13 protein-coding genes and 2 tRNA genes are annotated in these 17086 nt (G+C 44.2%); 9 read left to right on the top strand and 6 right to left on the bottom strand.

Going from position 1 to position 17086, the window contains the following annotated elements:
• Positions 1–109: 109 nt before the first annotated feature.
• From betB to B2575_RS02080, 3 genes are all read right to left on the bottom strand, one after another.
• Entirely contained in the window at positions 110–1624 is a 1515-nt protein-coding gene (betB, locus tag B2575_RS02090) for a betaine-aldehyde dehydrogenase (RefSeq protein ID WP_201560326.1), read from the bottom strand.
• Positions 1625–1795: 171 nt separating this feature from the next.
• Positions 1796–2368: a TetR/AcrR family transcriptional regulator gene (locus B2575_RS02085; RefSeq protein ID WP_201560327.1), complete on the bottom strand. Its 573-nt coding sequence runs from the start codon at positions 2366–2368 to the stop codon at positions 1796–1798.
• A 1-nt stretch (position 2369) separates the two neighbouring features.
• Complete coding sequence (locus B2575_RS02080; RefSeq protein WP_055125113.1) at positions 2370–2714, bottom strand: DMT family transporter; 345 nt, start codon at positions 2712–2714, stop codon at positions 2370–2372.
• A 498-nt stretch (positions 2715–3212) separates the two neighbouring features.
• On the opposite strand from B2575_RS02080, the gene B2575_RS02075 reads away from it, so the two are divergent.
• The 3 genes from B2575_RS02075 (at position 3213) to B2575_RS02065 (ending at position 5054) form a co-directional block, all read left to right on the top strand.
• Positions 3213–3288, top strand: a tRNA-Asn gene (locus tag B2575_RS02075).
• Positions 3289–3661: 373 nt separating this feature from the next.
• Positions 3662–4003: a hypothetical protein gene (locus B2575_RS02070; protein WP_055125114.1), complete on the top strand. Its 342-nt coding sequence runs from the start codon at positions 3662–3664 to the stop codon at positions 4001–4003.
• A 316-nt stretch (positions 4004–4319) separates the two neighbouring features.
• Positions 4320–5054, top strand: coding sequence for a hypothetical protein (locus B2575_RS02065; RefSeq protein WP_296239997.1), 735 nt, complete (start codon positions 4320–4322; stop codon positions 5052–5054).
• Between the two features lie 91 nt (positions 5055–5145).
• Here the strand turns inward: B2575_RS02065 and B2575_RS02060 are convergent.
• The 3 genes from B2575_RS02060 to B2575_RS02050 form a co-directional block, all read right to left on the bottom strand.
• Positions 5146–5236: transfer RNA gene (locus tag B2575_RS02060), tRNA-Ser, on the bottom strand.
• Positions 5237–5398: 162 nt separating this feature from the next.
• Positions 5399–6589, bottom strand: coding sequence for a type I glyceraldehyde-3-phosphate dehydrogenase (locus B2575_RS02055; protein WP_227675991.1), 1191 nt, complete (start codon positions 6587–6589; stop codon positions 5399–5401).
• A 175-nt stretch (positions 6590–6764) separates the two neighbouring features.
• On the bottom strand, positions 6765–8693 hold the full coding sequence (locus tag B2575_RS02050) for an AAA family ATPase (protein ID WP_296239996.1): 1929 nt from the start codon (positions 8691–8693) through the stop codon (positions 6765–6767).
• A 290-nt stretch (positions 8694–8983) separates the two neighbouring features.
• Between B2575_RS02050 and B2575_RS02045 the strand changes: the two genes are divergently transcribed.
• The 6 genes from B2575_RS02045 to B2575_RS02020 all read left to right on the top strand — a co-directional run.
• On the top strand, positions 8984–10510 hold the full coding sequence (locus tag B2575_RS02045) for an aldehyde dehydrogenase family protein (RefSeq protein ID WP_201560330.1): 1527 nt from the start codon (positions 8984–8986) through the stop codon (positions 10508–10510).
• A 97-nt stretch (positions 10511–10607) separates the two neighbouring features.
• Complete coding sequence (gene adhP / locus B2575_RS02040) at positions 10608–11636, top strand: alcohol dehydrogenase AdhP (RefSeq protein ID WP_201560331.1); 1029 nt, start codon at positions 10608–10610, stop codon at positions 11634–11636.
• A 206-nt stretch (positions 11637–11842) separates the two neighbouring features.
• Entirely contained in the window at positions 11843–12169 is a 327-nt protein-coding gene (locus B2575_RS02035) for a DUF779 domain-containing protein (protein WP_201560332.1), read from the top strand.
• 196 nt (positions 12170–12365) lie between these two features.
• A complete protein-coding gene (locus B2575_RS02030; RefSeq protein WP_296239994.1) occupies positions 12366–14009 on the top strand; it encodes a GMC family oxidoreductase in 1644 nt (547 codons plus the stop codon).
• Positions 14010–14465: 456 nt separating this feature from the next.
• On the top strand, positions 14466–16106 hold the full coding sequence (locus B2575_RS02025) for an ABC transporter substrate-binding protein (RefSeq protein WP_060491626.1): 1641 nt from the start codon (positions 14466–14468) through the stop codon (positions 16104–16106).
• A 206-nt stretch (positions 16107–16312) separates the two neighbouring features.
• The coding region (locus B2575_RS02020) for an ABC transporter permease (protein WP_296239991.1) at positions 16313–17086 on the top strand (774 nt) is incomplete at its 3' end.

The raw sequence follows: 17086 nt of genomic DNA, 5'->3' as shown, positions 1-17086 counted from the left end.
CATAATATTAAAAAATCCATCATTTCATATCAGTAAGGCGGTGCCAAAAGGACAAATTAGTCCTAACACGCCAACCTTACTTTTTTAAAAATTTTAACCATACAACTGCTTAGAATACCGATTCAAACTTACCAAGCTCTACTTGGATAGACTTGGTCTGCGTATAATGCTCAAGGGCTTCAATACCATTCTCACGGCCAATACCTGAGTGCTTATAACCGCCCACTGGCATTTGTGCAGCCGACTCGCCCCACGTATTTAACCAGCAAATGCCCGCTTCAATCTGTGCAATCACGCGATGAGCGCGAGTCAAATCAGTGGTCACGACCCCTGCAGCCAAACCATACTCGGTATCATTGGCGCGGCGAATCACTTCTTCTTCAGTCTCATAAGTCAATATCGACATCACTGGACCAAAGATTTCTTCGCGTACGATAGTCATATCGTCGCTACAATCGGTAAATACAGTTGGTGCGACAAAGGCGCCATTTGCAAGCCCTTCAGTCGTAACACGGTCGCCGCCTGTTAGCAGACGAGCACCACTCGCTTTTCCTTGCTCGATATAGCCAAGCACTCTTTCCATATGTGGGAAGCTGACCAATGGACCCATATTAATACTCTCATCCATCGGATCGCCCAATTTAATACGCTCGACACGCAATAATATGGCTTCTTCAAACTTGGCTTGCAGTGCTTTAGGGATAAACACGCGCGTGCCATTGGTACAGACTTGACCACTGCTATAGAAATTCGCCATCATCGCGATATCAGCAGCGGTATCGATGTCCGCATCATCAAATATAATCAAGGGCGACTTACCGCCAAGCTCCAAGGTTACGTCTTTAAGCGACGAAGATGCGGCACTTGCCATCACTTTTTTACCAGTGGGTACACCGCCAGTAAACGAGACTTTAGCGATATCAGGATGCTGGGTTAATGCTTCGCCGACTTTATAATCCCCTTGCACGACGTTGAATACGCCATCTGGCAGACCTGCTTCTGTCAATATTTCTGCCAGTTTTAGTGCCGTTAGAGGCGTGACTTCAGAAGGTTTAAAAATCATCGCATTCCCAGCGGCTAACGCTGGTGCTGCTTTCCACATCGCGATTTGAATAGGATAGTTCCACGCACCGATACCTGCGACGACGCCAAGTGGCTCGCGGCGAGTATAGACAAAGCTAGTATCACGCAATGGAATCTGACGACCTTCAATCATCGGCGCAAGCCCTGCATAATACTCAACGACATCAGCACCAGTCACGATATCGACATACTTGGTTTCAGAGAGTGCTTTGCCCGTGTCTTTGGTTTCAAGCAATGCAAGTACATCGTTGCGCTCACGTAATAGTGCAACCGCCTTTAGCAAAATACGACTGCGCTCAACCGCCGTCATCGCCGCCCAAACTTTTTGACCTTTTTGTGCCGCTTTTACCGCTTCATTAATCTGTTCACTGGTCGTTTGCTGAACGGTAGTTAACACTTCACCCGTGGCTGGATTGATGTCTTCAAAAGTAGCAAGCGATTCGTCGATTGCTAAGTAACGACCATTAATATAAGCAGTTTGTATTTGTTTTAAATCGATGATGTCTGTTAAGTTGTTGAGGTCTGTTTTTGAATCTGTCATGCGGTGCTCCTATTAACGACTGGCAAAAGCCTTATAAACAAGCTAATGCTAAATAATGTCGTCATGGGTTAAATGTTTAAAATAAATTTATATAGCCTATTGCTACAAGCCTGTCTTTCAATGCTTTTTTAATAAAAAAGCTTATTTGATCAATCATTTAAGAACAGTGTTTTATTCATTATCAGGTTGCGTCATTTTTATCAAACGCTTATGAATAGAGGTTTTATCTGAGATATTAATCCCCGAAAAATCAGAGAGCCAAATACCATCAGCCACCAGACGCACCATACATAATGTTTCGGTATTGTCGGTTGCTTGATATTTCTTTAATTGTGCATTTGCCCACTTGGCCCACAACTCACGTAACTCGCTATCGCCTAGCATCAATGCATATAAGGTTGCTTGACTATCGAGCTCTTCCTGCCCTTTTTCGCCTAAGCTAATCGTGGCATTGATATAGGCACGAGTAAAAGAGCCATAACGCACAGGGTCTTCTGCCATGGCTTGATTAACTTCTGCCTCAAACCTCGCCATCGCATCATGAAACACTTCAAGGATGAGTGCATTTTTAGTGGTGAAATGATGCATCACCCCGCCTTTGGTCACCCCGACCGCATCAGCGACCGCCTGAAAGGTCACTTTTGATAAGCCCTGCTCTAACGTGATTCGCGCTGCCTGATCGAGTAGCGCACGACGGACAACTTCGGGCTGTTTTTTACGTTTGTAAGCGTTTTCCATTTCCATATCAGTGCACCACAGAATTAGAGAATAAGTTCATCACCACGACACCGCCCACAATCATAGCGATACCAACCACAGCTGCTGTATCAAGACTTTGCTTAAAAAACATCAAGCCTACGAGCGATGTCAGCACAATCCCCAATCCGCCCCACAGTGCATAAGCAATACCAAGCGGTATGGTTTTGATGGTTTGTGTCAATAAGTAAAATGAGATGGCATAAAGCACACCCATAATCAGGGTCGGCACCAAACGCGTAAACTGCTCTGACTTGACTAAAAAGGTCGTGCCAACCACTTCGCAAATGATGGCGATGGCTAGATAACCGTAAGCAATAGTGGTGGGACTCATAATTAGGTAACCTGTTTCAAGTTGATCACATATTAATAATGTATATACATTAAAGAAACCATACGGTCGGTATTCTATAGAAATATTCTAGCAATGTGAAGGACTGTTTATGACTTTTTTGTTTCGAGGGAGGTACAGATTGTTTTACTATTCAAAAAGATAGCCGACTTGTCTAATCAAATTAGCGCTAGATTTTATATCCAACCTACATAAATAAGGGTTTTGACCACTTTTAGCTCATTCTTTAGCCCGTTTAGAGATTTATCGATTGAATTGAAGACACGCCCTAGTCAAAAAATAATATTTTAGCGGTCAAAATTTGCCAAAACAGCCCGCTTTATAAGGGATTACTGGTTATTTTTGACAGATAACAACAATATTTATAATTAATGGCATAATAAGGTTGACAGCCTATAACAACTTGGCTAAAATGTGCCCCACATAACGCAAACAAGACAAGCAATAGCGCTTATCTAACTTATCGTTATACCAACTTATTCTCCAATAGCTCAGTTGGTAGAGCAACGGACTGTTAATCCGTGTGTCCCTGGTTCGAGCCCAGGTTGGAGAGCCATATACTAAAAACCTTCATCATTATTTGATGAAGGTTTTTTTATGGTTGCCGTTTTCAATTAAGAGGATAGCCGCAATCTTAGGGCGTGTCCTCATTTTAAAAGTGGTGACAAAAATGAGATAAATTGCCGTCAAACAAGGACAGTAGCACAAATAATATCGAGATACTGATAAGCTATTTGACAACGTTTGGCAAGATTTAGCCATTTTTAGCCCATTTAGAGGTTAATCGATTGAATTGAGGACACACCCTAGTGCGATTGGCATGCTACGGTGTTCTTTTAGGCGTTTTTGTTGTATGGTAAGGATAGTTTTGATTGGGTTAGTTTTTGTCTGAGTGCTTTACTCCTACTCACTAAAAATAATGGTTTATTATGATACCTGTACGTGTGAAAAATAAGTTTTCTGATCATCCGCAAAAAATCATGCGCCCGATCAGTATTCGTTTGTCTGAAGAGATGATTTCGCTATTAGAAGCCACTTCAAAAGAGTTGGGGTTTAAACGCATCCAAGGGCTTATTCGTTTATATATTCGCCAAGGACTTGACCGCGATCATCAAGACTACACCCTAGCCCATGATGAGGTGTTCATCGAAAGCCTGCGTAAACGCGGGGTCAGCCAGCGTATTATTGATGAGGCTATTGTGGTGACCCACAATAATAATATTACTCACTCACTATCTGAGCTGCAAGAAAATGACCAAGCTCATGACTAACTATTCAAACAGTCGTTAGCTGTTAATAAAAAAGACTGAGTTTGCTTAACGGCACTCAGTCTTTTTTTGTGGGCGTAATAAAAATATCTATTGTGAATAAAAATACCGATCATGATTGCTTGTCAGAAATTATTATAAATAGTACGTCTCCTGCCCTTTTTTGCTTTCATATAACAAAAATATGCCTATTTTGCTTGCGATACAGCATTTAGCGATAATTAAACACAACCTCTCATCAAACGAGGTATATTAAGAAAACGCTCATTATTTTGTTGTCATTCTTTATTATCCATAAAGATTTTTAAGGAGGTGTACGATGGCGAGTTTACATCAACGCTTGAATAAAGCTTTGTTATTGACGATTGCCTTAGCGATACTACCAATCGTTTCTGGTTGCTCACAGCCAACCGCGGACCCAACCAAAAAAACCATACCGACCAACTCTGACCAGTGGCAGAAAAAACTCGGCACCACTTTTGAGCAGTTACCTGAATCTGAGCAGCAATTACTCAGCCGCTACATGTTGCGAATGAAACTCAGCGGTGCCTATGAGTCGGGGGCGATGCCGCGTACCACTATCAAGCAAGCCCTTGTGCAACAGCGTGAATACGAACGACTACATCCAAACAATCCAACAGGTAAAAAAAGCCCCATCGTCAGCAGCCAGCCAGCTTATAGTGCCAATGCGCAGAACTACCCTGTCGCTCTACTACCAGTCAAAACAAGCGATAGTGACAGCTTAAATCAAGTAAAACTACAGTTTATGCTCTCTAATCACGGCAAGGTCGCCATTCGAAGCTTTAAGGGCACACTGACCATGCAAGATGCTAACTTGACGCAGGGCAAAAGCTTTAACGTACCACTAACACAGTTTGACCCGCCTATTAAACCAGAGCAGTCTGGCAAGATCATCATCGAGAGCAGTATTGAAGACATCAACGTTATGCGTGCCATTAAAAACACCAAAGACTTGACCATCGAGATTAGCAAAGGCACATTGATATTGGAGAACGGGCAGGAAATTAAGTTTGATGAGTCGCTAATGAAATAAAAAAGCGCTGCAGAGTATTTATAAAATAATAGGATAAATATCCAGCATAAAAAAAGCCCCAATCATCACTGATTGGGGCTTTTTTCGAATTTGGAGGAGACGGAGAGATTCGAACTCTCGAAGGGCTACAAACCCTTGTCGGTTTTCAAGACCGGTGCATTCAACCACTCTGCCACGTCTCCATTTGTGCGTTATTATAGCGATATAACATGAGAATGCAAGCAATTAATTGAACGAATTTAAATTATTTTGATGCTATCGTTGATTCAGTTTAAAAGAGAGTCAAGGCAACTGCATGCAGAGGTATATATGATACTTGCCGCGAGGTTAGCGCGGTCACTTTTTTATAGAGAATTGACGATAGCTTTTTTATGAGAAGCCAGATGTAGACACATATCTAGCAGTCTGTTGGCATAACCCCATTCGTTGTCATACCATGCAAAAACCTTGTACTGGCTACCCACTTGCATGAGCTGCTGACCATCAATGATCAAAGACTCAGTCTGATGGATAAAATCACTGGATACCAATGGCTCATCCGTATAAGCCATGATGTCACGCAAATGTGCCTGACTGGCAGATTTGAGTGCCTCGCGGACTGCCTCGACAGACACATCGGGCGTATCAAAAACAAAGGTCACATCAATAGCTGCGACATCAATGGTAGGCACTCGTATCGAATGCCCATTTATCTTGCCTACCATAGCAGGTAGCACACGCTCTGTCGCCGCGATACTGCTAGAGGTGGTTGGGATAATATTATAACCAGACGCGCGCGCGCGTCTTGGGTCACGGTGCGCTTGATCAAGCACTGTCTGATCAGCGGTGACCGCATGAATCTCCGTCATCATCGCTGACTTTACCCCAAATGCGGTATCAAGCGTCGCAATCAAGGGAACCAAGGCCTGCGTGGTACAAGAGACGCTCGATATAATCGGCAGCTCACGTGTTAGCTCATCAGTATTAACGCCCATAACGATACAAGCATCGACATCATCGAATGGTGCCGCACCAATAATCACCTGCTGCGCGCCAGCCACTATGTGCAGTTGTGCTTGCTCATAAGAGCGAAAATGTCCGGTACACTCTAGCACCACATCGACACCCAGCGCCTGCCAAGGCAACTGCGCAGGGTTAGGTTCCGAGAATAAATTGATACAGTAGGTATAATTGTTTTTTGTCAGACAAAGCTGTGTGGCGCTGTTATTGTTACCGTCATCGCTCGCTTCATCGTTGCTACTCGCCACAATATCAGCACTGACTCCAAGGCGACTTAGGCGACCATGCGTGCTGTCAAACTTTAATAAATGCAGCAAAATATCCGCTGGTGCTAAATCATTAATTGCCACCACATGGATCGCACGGCCTAATACCTCAAAGCGCTCTAGCAATGCCCGCAACACATTGCGCCCTATACGTCCAAAACCATTGATAGCAATCCTCAGTGGCTGTGTGTGCTCACTAGATGTATGAAACGCCGCTGCTGCTATTGGGTCAGACGTTAATTGATAAGTGGCGCTCGAAAAATCAGGCATAAAAAGATATCGCTATAAAGGGATAAAAAATTGAGCACTACAAAGTCAGCGCTACCATGAGACAAAACCAACAAGTTGTTAATCGGCTCTAAGGATTGTTATATAAAAGCTAAATGGCTTTGGTGAATGATTGAACCCTGAATTGTCATACTCAGTATCAAGACGCCATTCAGTATTAGGGCGTTATAAAAATAAGTGCCAAACGAATGGCATTGTAATCAATACTTTGCTTAAGATGATCGAATATTGGACGCAATTTAATACTGCCATTATCATTGAAATCATTTGGATTATTGGCGACTTTAATCGCGACGTAGGCATTACCAACCGCCGTCATCACCTCATCCTCTGGACGCAAATGATCACAAGCGAGACTTGGATCTTGAGATTTTAGGTCAGCAATATGACGCATGATGGTCGATTGTGAAAGCTGACGGGCTTGTGAGATTTCTGCAATCGACAAGCTCTCCTCTAATAATAATCGCGTCGCAAGCAAGGTACTGTCTGACTTATCAGAAACTTGATTGCCCAGTTTCTGTTTTTTGTCTATTTGCGCCTGTTGTTGCTCGCGGCGCTTTTTTTGCAAAGTGGCATAAGCATCAATCACTGATTTACTCAGCGTACCGCCCGATTTTAAAATAAATTTTTCATGTGCCTGCGTCATGCTCTCTTCATCAAGCATCGCATAATTGGCATCAGCCTCATCAGACAATGCTAAAAAGCGTTTGTCCGCACCGCGTGCTAGCGGATCAAGTTGCAAACTCATGTCGTTCATACCCAGCAACTGCAGACCTGCCAGCGATTTTAATCGTGACAATGCCACATATCCTTGCCCCAGCTCAAAGGTGCGCGATAAGTCAATCTCTGCGGCATCGAGGGTCATGCCTTGTGACTTATGAATGGTAATCGCCCATGCTAGACAAAGCGGTACTTGCTCATAGCTTGCCAGCACATCTCCTGTCTCATCTTCGATAATCCATTCTTCAGGCTCAGCGACAACTTCACGCCCTGAATTGAGCCGAACCACGGGCATTTTTTGCGTCGTTGGCTTTTTGGCTTTGGGTTTCTCTTTTATGGCTTTTTTACCTTTGCCTTTTACAGTCTTATTCGTCTCATTTTCAGTATTTTCATCATCATCTTCGATTAAATCATCACTGCTGTCTTTGCTATCATCATTAATTTTAACAGCGGCAAAACCAATCAATTCACCCATCGTACCGTTGGACACGCCAAGTTCAGTATTGTTTTTGATAAACATCACCTTGGCACCGACTTTTAGTACCAAATCGTCTTGGGTACGTACCGTTTTTTTAAGCGTCTCAACCAATTTACTGTCGCCCGTGGACGTTGCGGTAAAGCGCATCATCTCGCCCTCTAACGCGGCAAGCTCTTTATCATTGATGCTATTAACGTTGAGATTGTGGGTATAAAGACGGGTACGTTTGATATCGACATTCTGATCAAAAGTCGCCTCCAGCGCGGCAATCGATTCAAAAGTGACTTCCTGACGACGAATTTGGTTGAGAATATCGTCCAAATCAAGTCCGCCATTAGCCGCCTCACTTACTTGACGATGTTGCTCAGACAGATAGCAAATATGGAACTTGGCATCAAGCCACGCTTCCGACATAAAGGCAAATTTTTCACGGTTGGTTTCACCCTTACTACCAATCGGTGGCAGCTGAAAAAAGTCCCCTGCCACGACCACTTGGATACCACCAAAGGCTTTGTCATTTTTGCGGATATGCTTGAGTACTTGGCTGACCAAATTGAGCTGCTTAGCATGCAACATCGATATCTCATCAATGACCAATACCGCGGTGTCTTTTAGTCGGTCTGCCAAAAACTGCTTGCGTGATAACGTAGTCAAATCGCGGTCGCTTAACTCATCTTTGATACCGATGCCGGACCAGCTATGAATCGTTGTGCCATTCATGTGTGTGGCAGCAATACCAGTACTCGCAGTGACGGCGACAGGCACACGGCGCGCGCGCAGGTAGTCGATATATTGATTGAGCGTATAAGTCTTACCTGAACCTGCTGAGCCAGTCAAAAAGACATTTTGACCCGTTTTTAAGATATCAAGAGCAGAAGATTGACGCATATATCTAAACCAATTAAGTTAATAGTAATAAGAAAAACAGCTTAAGAGCAAATAATAAGAGAAAAAGCTGCCAACAATTATAACAGCTACATCCGTTTTGCGGACGACTTTAACCCTAATAAGCCACATAACTTAAAGTTATACGATACGAAATATATCATTATAAAAAGTCATTATCGCTCATCGCTAAAGCTCAGTACGATAGGGTCATAGCTTGGTCAGGATGGCCAAATATTTATGCTTAAGTCGTTTGTTCTTAACTAGCCATAATACACAACAAGGAGTCGTTAATGTTATACGCCTATCCCAATACTGAAAATAGTCCTGTTGAATTCCGCAAAAAATATGACAACTTCATCAATGGTGAGTGGGTCGCACCAATCGATGGTGAATACTTTGACAACTCAAGTCCAATCGATGGTAAAACCTTCTGTCAGATTGCGCGCTCTAAAGCTGCCGATGTTGAAGCGGCGCTAGATGCGGCTCATGCAGCAAAAGACGCATGGGGCAAAACTAGTGTCACTGATCGCTCTAATATGTTGCTCAAACTTGCTGACGGTATCGAAGCCAATTTAGAGGCAATCGCGATTGCTGAGTCTTATGAGAATGGCAAACCAGTACGTGAGACCCTCGCCGCTGATATTCCAATCGCCATCGACCATTTGCGTTATTTTGCGGGCGTTATCCGCGCGCAAGAAGGCGGCATTAGCCAAATTGATGAAGACACGGTTGCTTATCATTTCCATGAGCCTCTAGGCGTCGTCGGTCAAATCATTCCTTGGAACTTTCCTATTCTAATGGCGATTTGGAAAATTGCCCCAGCCCTTGCTGCGGGTAACTGTATCGTCCTCAAGCCTGCCGAGCAAACACCAGCTTCTGTTTTATACATGCTTGACGTCATAGGCGCGGCGGATATTTTACCAAAAGGCGTACTAAACGTCATTAACGGCTTTGGTGTAGAAGCTGGTAAGCCAATCGCTTCCAACCCGCGTATCGATAAAGTTTCCTTTACGGGTGAGACCACCACTGGTCGCTTAATTATGCAATACGCCAGTGAAAATATCATTCCAGTAACGCTAGAGCTCGGTGGTAAGAGTCCAAACATCTTCTTTGCCGATATCATGGATGAGGACGATGACTTCTTAGATAAAGCGGTTGAAGGTTTGGTCATGTTTGCACTCAACCAAGGCGAAGTCTGTACCTGCCCATCACGCGCCCTCGTACACGAAAGCATCTATGATGAATTCATGAAACGCTGTATCGCTCGCGTGAAAGCGATAAAAATGGGCAACCCGCTTGATACCGATACCATGATTGGTGCGCAAGCCAGCTCAGATCAGTTAGAAAAAATCCTATCTTATCTCGATATCGGTAAGAAAGAAGGTGCAAAAGTCCTTGTGGGCGGTGAGCTAGCCAAACATGATGGCGATATGGCAAACGGTTATTATGTGCAGCCGACCATCTTTGAAGGCACGAATGATATGCGCGTGTTCCAAGAAGAAATCTTTGGCCCCGTACTCGCTGTCACCACTTTTAAAGACGATGAAGAAGCAATGACTCTCGCCAATGACACCTTATATGGTCTTGGTGCTGGCGTCTGGACGCGTAATGGTACGCGCGCTTATCGTTTCGGTCGTGGCATTAAAGCTGGCCGCGTTTGGACGAATTGCTATCATCTCTATCCTGCGCATTCGGCGTTTGGCGGTTATAAGCAGTCTGGCATCGGCCGCGAAAACCATCTGATGATGCTTGATCACTATCAGCAGACCAAAAATATGCTCGTATCGTACAGTCCTAAAGCGATGGGCTTCTTTTAATTCTGTTTTTCAAAGCACTTTATGGCAAAACTGTAAAGTGCGACCTCGATGCTCGCTGAGCATCTTAATGTAAAGAACGATGACAAGGAGTTACAACGTGAGTAATAAAATGAAAGCGGCCGTGCTGCATGAATTCGGACAACCCTTAGAAATTGAAGAAGTAGATATTCCAACCGCAGGTGCTGGTCAAATCGTCGTAAAAATGCAGGCATCAGGTGTCTGTCATACCGATTTGCATGCCATTGAGGGCGATTGGCCAGTCAAACCTAGCCCACCGTTTATCCCAGGCCACGAAGGCGTTGGTCTTATCACTGCCGTTGGTGACAATGTGCACCATGTCAAAGAAGGCGACCGAGTCGGTATCCCTTGGCTCTACTCTGCTTGTGGCCACTGTACCCATTGCTTAGGTGGCTGGGAAACTTTATGCGAAAGCCAACAAAACTCTGGTTACTCGGTAAACGGCAGCTTTGCAGAATACGTCCTAGCAGATGCCAACTATGTCGGTATCATTCCTGAAAGCGTTGACTCTATTGAAATTGCACCAGTGTTATGTGCAGGCGTCACGGTCTACAAAGGTCTTAAAATGACCGACACCAAGCCAGGCGATTGGGTTGTCATTTCAGGTATCGGTGGACTGGGACATATGGCTGTTCAGTATGCCATTGCAATGGGATTGAACGTTGCTGCTGTGGATATTGATGACGAAAAACTGGCATTCGCTAAAAAATTGGGCGCCAAAGTCACTGTCAATGCGAAAAATACTGACCCTGCTGAATATCTACAAAAAGAAATCGGCGGTGCTCACGGTGCGCTCGTGACAGCAGTATCTTCAAAAGCCTTTGATCAAGCATTAGGCATGTTACGACGCGGTGGTACTTTGGTCTGTAACGGTCTACCAACGGGCGAATTCCCAGTATCTATTTTTGATACTGTTTTAAACGGTATTACCATTCGTGGCTCAATCGTTGGTACGCGTCTCGACTTGCAAGAGTCGCTAGACATGGCAGCAGCAGGCAAAGTAAAAGCCACCGTTGCCGCTGAGCCACTAGAAAATATCAATGATATCTTTGATCGTATGCGTGATGGCAAAATCGAAGGTCGCATTGTCATTGACTATAGTATGTAGCAACCATTACGTAGCCGCATGCTTTATGATATTTTGAGATTCGTAACACCGTCTCAATGACTGGCTAGAGTAATCATTAGTAAAGGGTCGTATCGTTTTCAACCACATATGATAAATGATGTGAGTGAACATGATGCGACCCTTTATTTTCTATTCAGTATGATTATGAAAGACATTCGTTCGGGTCTAACGATAAGGAAATCATTATGAACGTCACAGCGACAGAGTCCTGCAAAGCATTAATCGACTTACTAAAATCTAAGCACGGTGAGCTGATGTTTCATCAATCAGGCGGCTGCTGCGATGGCAGTTCACCCATGTGTTATCCATTGGACGAATTTAAAGTAGGCGGACAAGACGTACTCATCGGCGAGCTGGTTGGCTGTCCATTTTATATGGGTAAAGCTCAGCATAAGCTCTGGCAACATACCGATCTAACGATAGATGTGGTCGATGGGCGCGGAGCCAGTTTTTCGCTTGAAATACCAGAAGGTAAGCGCTTTATCGTACGTTCAGAGATATGTGCTATATAAGTTTAAATAGCCTATACCAGCGGTTTCACGTCCTAGTATTGTTTTGCCATGCAATATATTGATTGATAAGTACCCCTTAGTCATTTTTATTTTATTATTCCAGCAAAATAATAGATACTGTAATGCGTACCCTATTTCAATAAACGGGTTTTAACGAGCACGTTTTACTCAGCATGGATGCTAGAAGGAATGTAAAATGGAATTTGATAAAAAATTTGATTACGTCATCGTGGGTGGTGGTTCAGCTGGCTGCGTACTTGCTAGCCGATTAACAGAAAACCCAGACATTAGTGTCTGCTTATTAGAATATGGCGGTGAAGGTAAAGACCTTGCTGTCCGTGTCCCTGCTGGACTGATTTTGATGGTGCCAGGCAAGCCGCTGAAACTGAATAATTGGTGCTTTCAAACTACGCCGCAAGCGCATCTGAACGACCGTCGTGGCTTCCAACCACGTGGTCAATGCTTGGGTGGCTCATCTGCGATCAATGCCATGATTTATACGCGTGGTAGTGCGCTCGATTATGAACGTTGGGTAGAACAAGGCTGTACTGGTTGGGGATTTGATGATGTACTGCCCTACTTTATCAAAGCAGAAAATAATATTCATGGGAGTGATAAGCTGCATGGTGATAGTGGCCCGCTTCATGTCAGCAACTTACTGAGTCCGCGTGATATCTCCAAAGCATTCGTAGAAGCCGCCATCACCAATGGTTTAGATCATAATCAAGATTTTAATGGCGAAAAGCAAGACGGTACAGGGCTATATCAAGTCACCCACTTTCATGGCGAAAAACAAGGTCAACGCTGCTCTGCGGCGGCCGCTTATCTACATCCAGTACAAAACCGATCAAATTTGACCGTCATCACCCACGCCCAAGCCAACCGCGTCATCTTTGAAGACAAACAGGCCGTTGGTGTCGCTTATGAAAAAGATGGCGTCGAGCATGCGGTTATGGCGCGTCATGAAGTGATATTATCTGGAGGCACTTTTGGCTCACCCAAAGTCCTGATGTTGTCAGGTATTGGACCTGCTGAGCATCTACAATCGCATGGCATAGACGTCATGGTAGATGCGCCCGATGTTGGTGGTAATCTACAAGATCATTTGGACGTCGTTTTTGATTACGAGGTCAATACCACTGACGTCATCGGTATTGGTATGGCGACGATTTCGACATTGACCAAAAGTATTCGGCAGTGGAGAAAGGATGGTACAGGCCTCTTGTCTACCAACTATGCTGAAGCGGGCGCGTTCTTTAGTGTCGGTGATGATCCAAAAGAGTGGCCAAATACCCAACTGCACTTTGTCATATCCCGCGTGATTGAGCATGGTCGTGATCTCAGACGTGGCTTTGCGGTCTCTTGTCACAGTTGCTACCTACGCCCTGAAAGCCGCGGTACGGTCAGACTGGACTCCGCCGACCCCTCAGACGCGGTATTGATTGATCCAAACTACCTCTCGCACCCAAAAGATGTGGAATATATGATTGCAGGCGCGGAGCGTACGCGCGCCATCATGCAAGAATCACCCATCGCCAAATATATTACTGAAGACTACCCTGCCCCCTATATCGAAAAAGACGGTATGCTCGGCTATATTCGCAACAAGTCAGATACCATTTATCATCCTGTCGGCACTTGCCGTATGGGTTCAGATGACCAGTCCGTGGTTGATTTGCAATTAAAAGTACGCGGTGTAAAGGGATTAAGGGTCATCGATGCCTCAATCATGCCGACTCTCATCAGCGGTAACACCAATGCGCCAACGATTATGATTGCTGAAAAACTCGCAGATCTTATCAAAGCAAATTACGGTCATATCGAACCAGTCACGCCATAAAACATGGGAAAATATGCCTCTTATAATTAGTATTTTTATTTAAGAGGCTTATATACTAAAACTTTATATTCAATAAAATGGAAATAAGCGAATTATATAAAATTTTAACCTTTGTTTTTTCGTGATTATTTTATCAGCATTTCTAAAATAAGGAGGAACTCTAACCAATTCGGCAATGAAGATATTAAAACAGAACGTTTTCTATCAAATTAGCTTACGGATGTCTTGCATTACCACTGTTGAACAGAGTATATTTAAACCACTTATTTATATCGGTATTTTTTGCAAATCTGAATAATGGTTAATACAACCTGAAATATTTTTTATTTTGCATATCAAAAACACGATATAAACAATTGCTTTAAAGGGAATTAAAAGCACGCTCATTGTATTTATAGGTCAAAAACGATCTTATAAATCTATTGGCGACTATTTATCATTACATAGGATGTAATAATGCAAAAATCACTCTTCAAACTGACGATGTTGGCGACAGTTATTCTAGGCATCAGTGCCTGTAGCGGCGACAACAAAACCACCGATGAATCTGCTGCCAGCTCAGATGCTAAAGCAGCCAAAACCTTACTTTATTGCTCAGAAGGTAGTCCGGCTGGATTCGATCCAGCACAATACACTGCAGGTACCGATTTTGATGCGAGCGCCTTTCCCATCTACAACGGCTTAGTAGAGTTCAAAAGAGATGGTACTGAGATTCAGCCAGCCTTAGCCGAAAGCTGGGATATTAGTGAAGACGGCAAGACTTATACCTTTAACCTACGTAAAGGGGTTAAATATGGTAAGACCGATTACTTTACCCCAACCCGTGATTTCAACGCAGATGACATTGTCTTTACCCTGGAGCGTATCACCAATCCAGAGTTTGAATTTAATAAAGCCTATCCTGCTGAGTTCCCCTATTCGGTCGGCATGGGGCTACCTGATATTATCTCCAATATCGAAAAGGTTGATGACTCTACCGTCAAAATCACACTCAGCGAGACCAATGCGCCATTTTTACAGAACCTAGCGATGCCCTTCGCTTACATCGATTCTGCTGAGTATGCAGAAAAGTTAATGGCTTCTGGTAATGCTGCTGATATCAACACCAAACCCGTTGGTACAGGACCTTTCGTCTTTACTTCTTATCAAAAAGACGCGCAAATTCGTTATACCAAAAATCCAGACTACTGGAACAAAGACGATATTCATATCGATAATCTCGTGTTTGTCATCACCAAAGATTCAGCAGTGCGTGCGCAAAAAGTGCAAGCAGGTGAATGTCATGTGTCCGCTTATCCAAAACCGGCCGAAATTGACTCTGTCAAAAAATCTGGTAAGGCCACCGTTCTCGATCAACCCGGCTTTAATGTCGGCTATGTCGGCTATAACGTTGAAAAACCGAAGCTTAGCGACCTTAAAGTTCGCCAAGCATTAGACATGGCCATTAATAAAGACGCTATTATCAATGCGGTTTATCAAAGCGAAGGATTAAAAGCCACCAATCCAATGCCGCCCACACAATGGGGCTACGATAAATCTATCAAAGATGCGCCTTATGATGTGGAAAAGGCCAAGTCCCTTATAAAAGAAGCAGGCGCGGACAAACTTGCCATTAATCTATGGTATATGCCCGTTCAACGCCCATACAATCCTAATGCCAAACTCATGGCTGAAATGCTACAAGCAGATTGGGCAAAAATTGGTGTCGATACCAAGCTTGTGACGTATGAATGGGGCGAGTATCTAAACCGCGCTGCTAAAGGTGAGCCTGATGTCATTCTAGCAGGCTGGACTGGTGATAATGGGGATCCTGACAACTGGCTAGGTACGTTGCTATCTTGTGATGCGGTCGGTGGCAATAACTACTCACGCTGGTGTAATAAAGACTTTGACACTTTGGTGACTAACGCCCGTCAGATTACCAATCAAGATGAGCGCGTCAACGACTATGTACAAGCTCAGCAGATATTCAAAGAGCAATTGCCTTGGACGACAATGGCGCATTCGGTGGTCACGGTATTCACCGCACCAAACGTCGTCGATTATAAAATTAGTCCGCTTGGCTCAATACGCTTCGATGGTGTAAAGGTTGAATAACCTGAGCTGATGACGTCCGGTAAGACATGCATGATTGTTTAATTTATATTCGGCTGGGTCAGACACTCTGCTCCAGCCGTATTTATATGAGTTAAGCGCCTTATTAAGCACTTTTTAAGCATTTTGTCACCGACTCTCTCATCTCTGCCAACATTCTACTCATCGATCTAAAACGATTGAACCACAACTATTGAATTGAGCAGCCCATGCTACTTTATATATTGCGTCGCATTGCCATTCTAATTCCTGTCTATCTTGGCTTAACGCTATCGACATTCACCCTAATTCGGCTCGTCCCTGGAGATGCCGTCGAGATTATGATGGGTGAGCGTATGGTCGATCCGGAGCTACATGCTCGAGCGTTAGAAAGACTTGGCTTAGACAAACCCCTAATTGTCCAATATTGGGATTACTTAACCGGAATATTGACCGGTGATTTTGGTCAATCCTTTCGTACCCGTACTCCGGTATTACAAGACTTCTTTGCGCATTTTGTACCAACCTTAGAGCTGGCTTTGTGTGCCATTGTCATTGCCAGTGTTGTCGGTGTGAGCTTAGGTATCTTTGCCGCGCTACGACGTGGTACATGGATTGACTATACTCTAATGTCAGGGGCACTGGCTGGCTACTCTATGCCCATCTATTTATTGGGGCCTATCCTGACTGGTATATTCGCCCATTATCTCGGTCTGTTGCCTGTCGCTGGTGTCATATCTGTCGCGCAGTTTTTAGACGTCAAACCTTTATATGGATCATGGTTATTGGGCTCTTTAACATCAGGAGAACCTGGCGCATTTTGGGATGTGGTCAAACACTTTATCCTACCGTCTATTGCCTTATCGACCATACCACTCGCGATGATTGCACGGATGACACGCTCGGCGATGCTAGAGGTGTTAGATGAGGACTACGTGCGTACAGCGCGCGCCAAAGGCCTATCGCCGCGCCGCGTGATATTGGTACACGTCATGCGCAATGCC

This window comes from Psychrobacter sp. UBA6739, from assembly GCF_002453835.1.
In the GTDB taxonomy this organism is placed as follows: Bacteria; Pseudomonadota; Gammaproteobacteria; order Pseudomonadales; family Moraxellaceae; genus Psychrobacter; species Psychrobacter immobilis_A.
The sequence above is the reverse complement of the archived record's forward strand: the minus strand, read 5'-3'. Positions and strand labels throughout refer to the sequence as shown.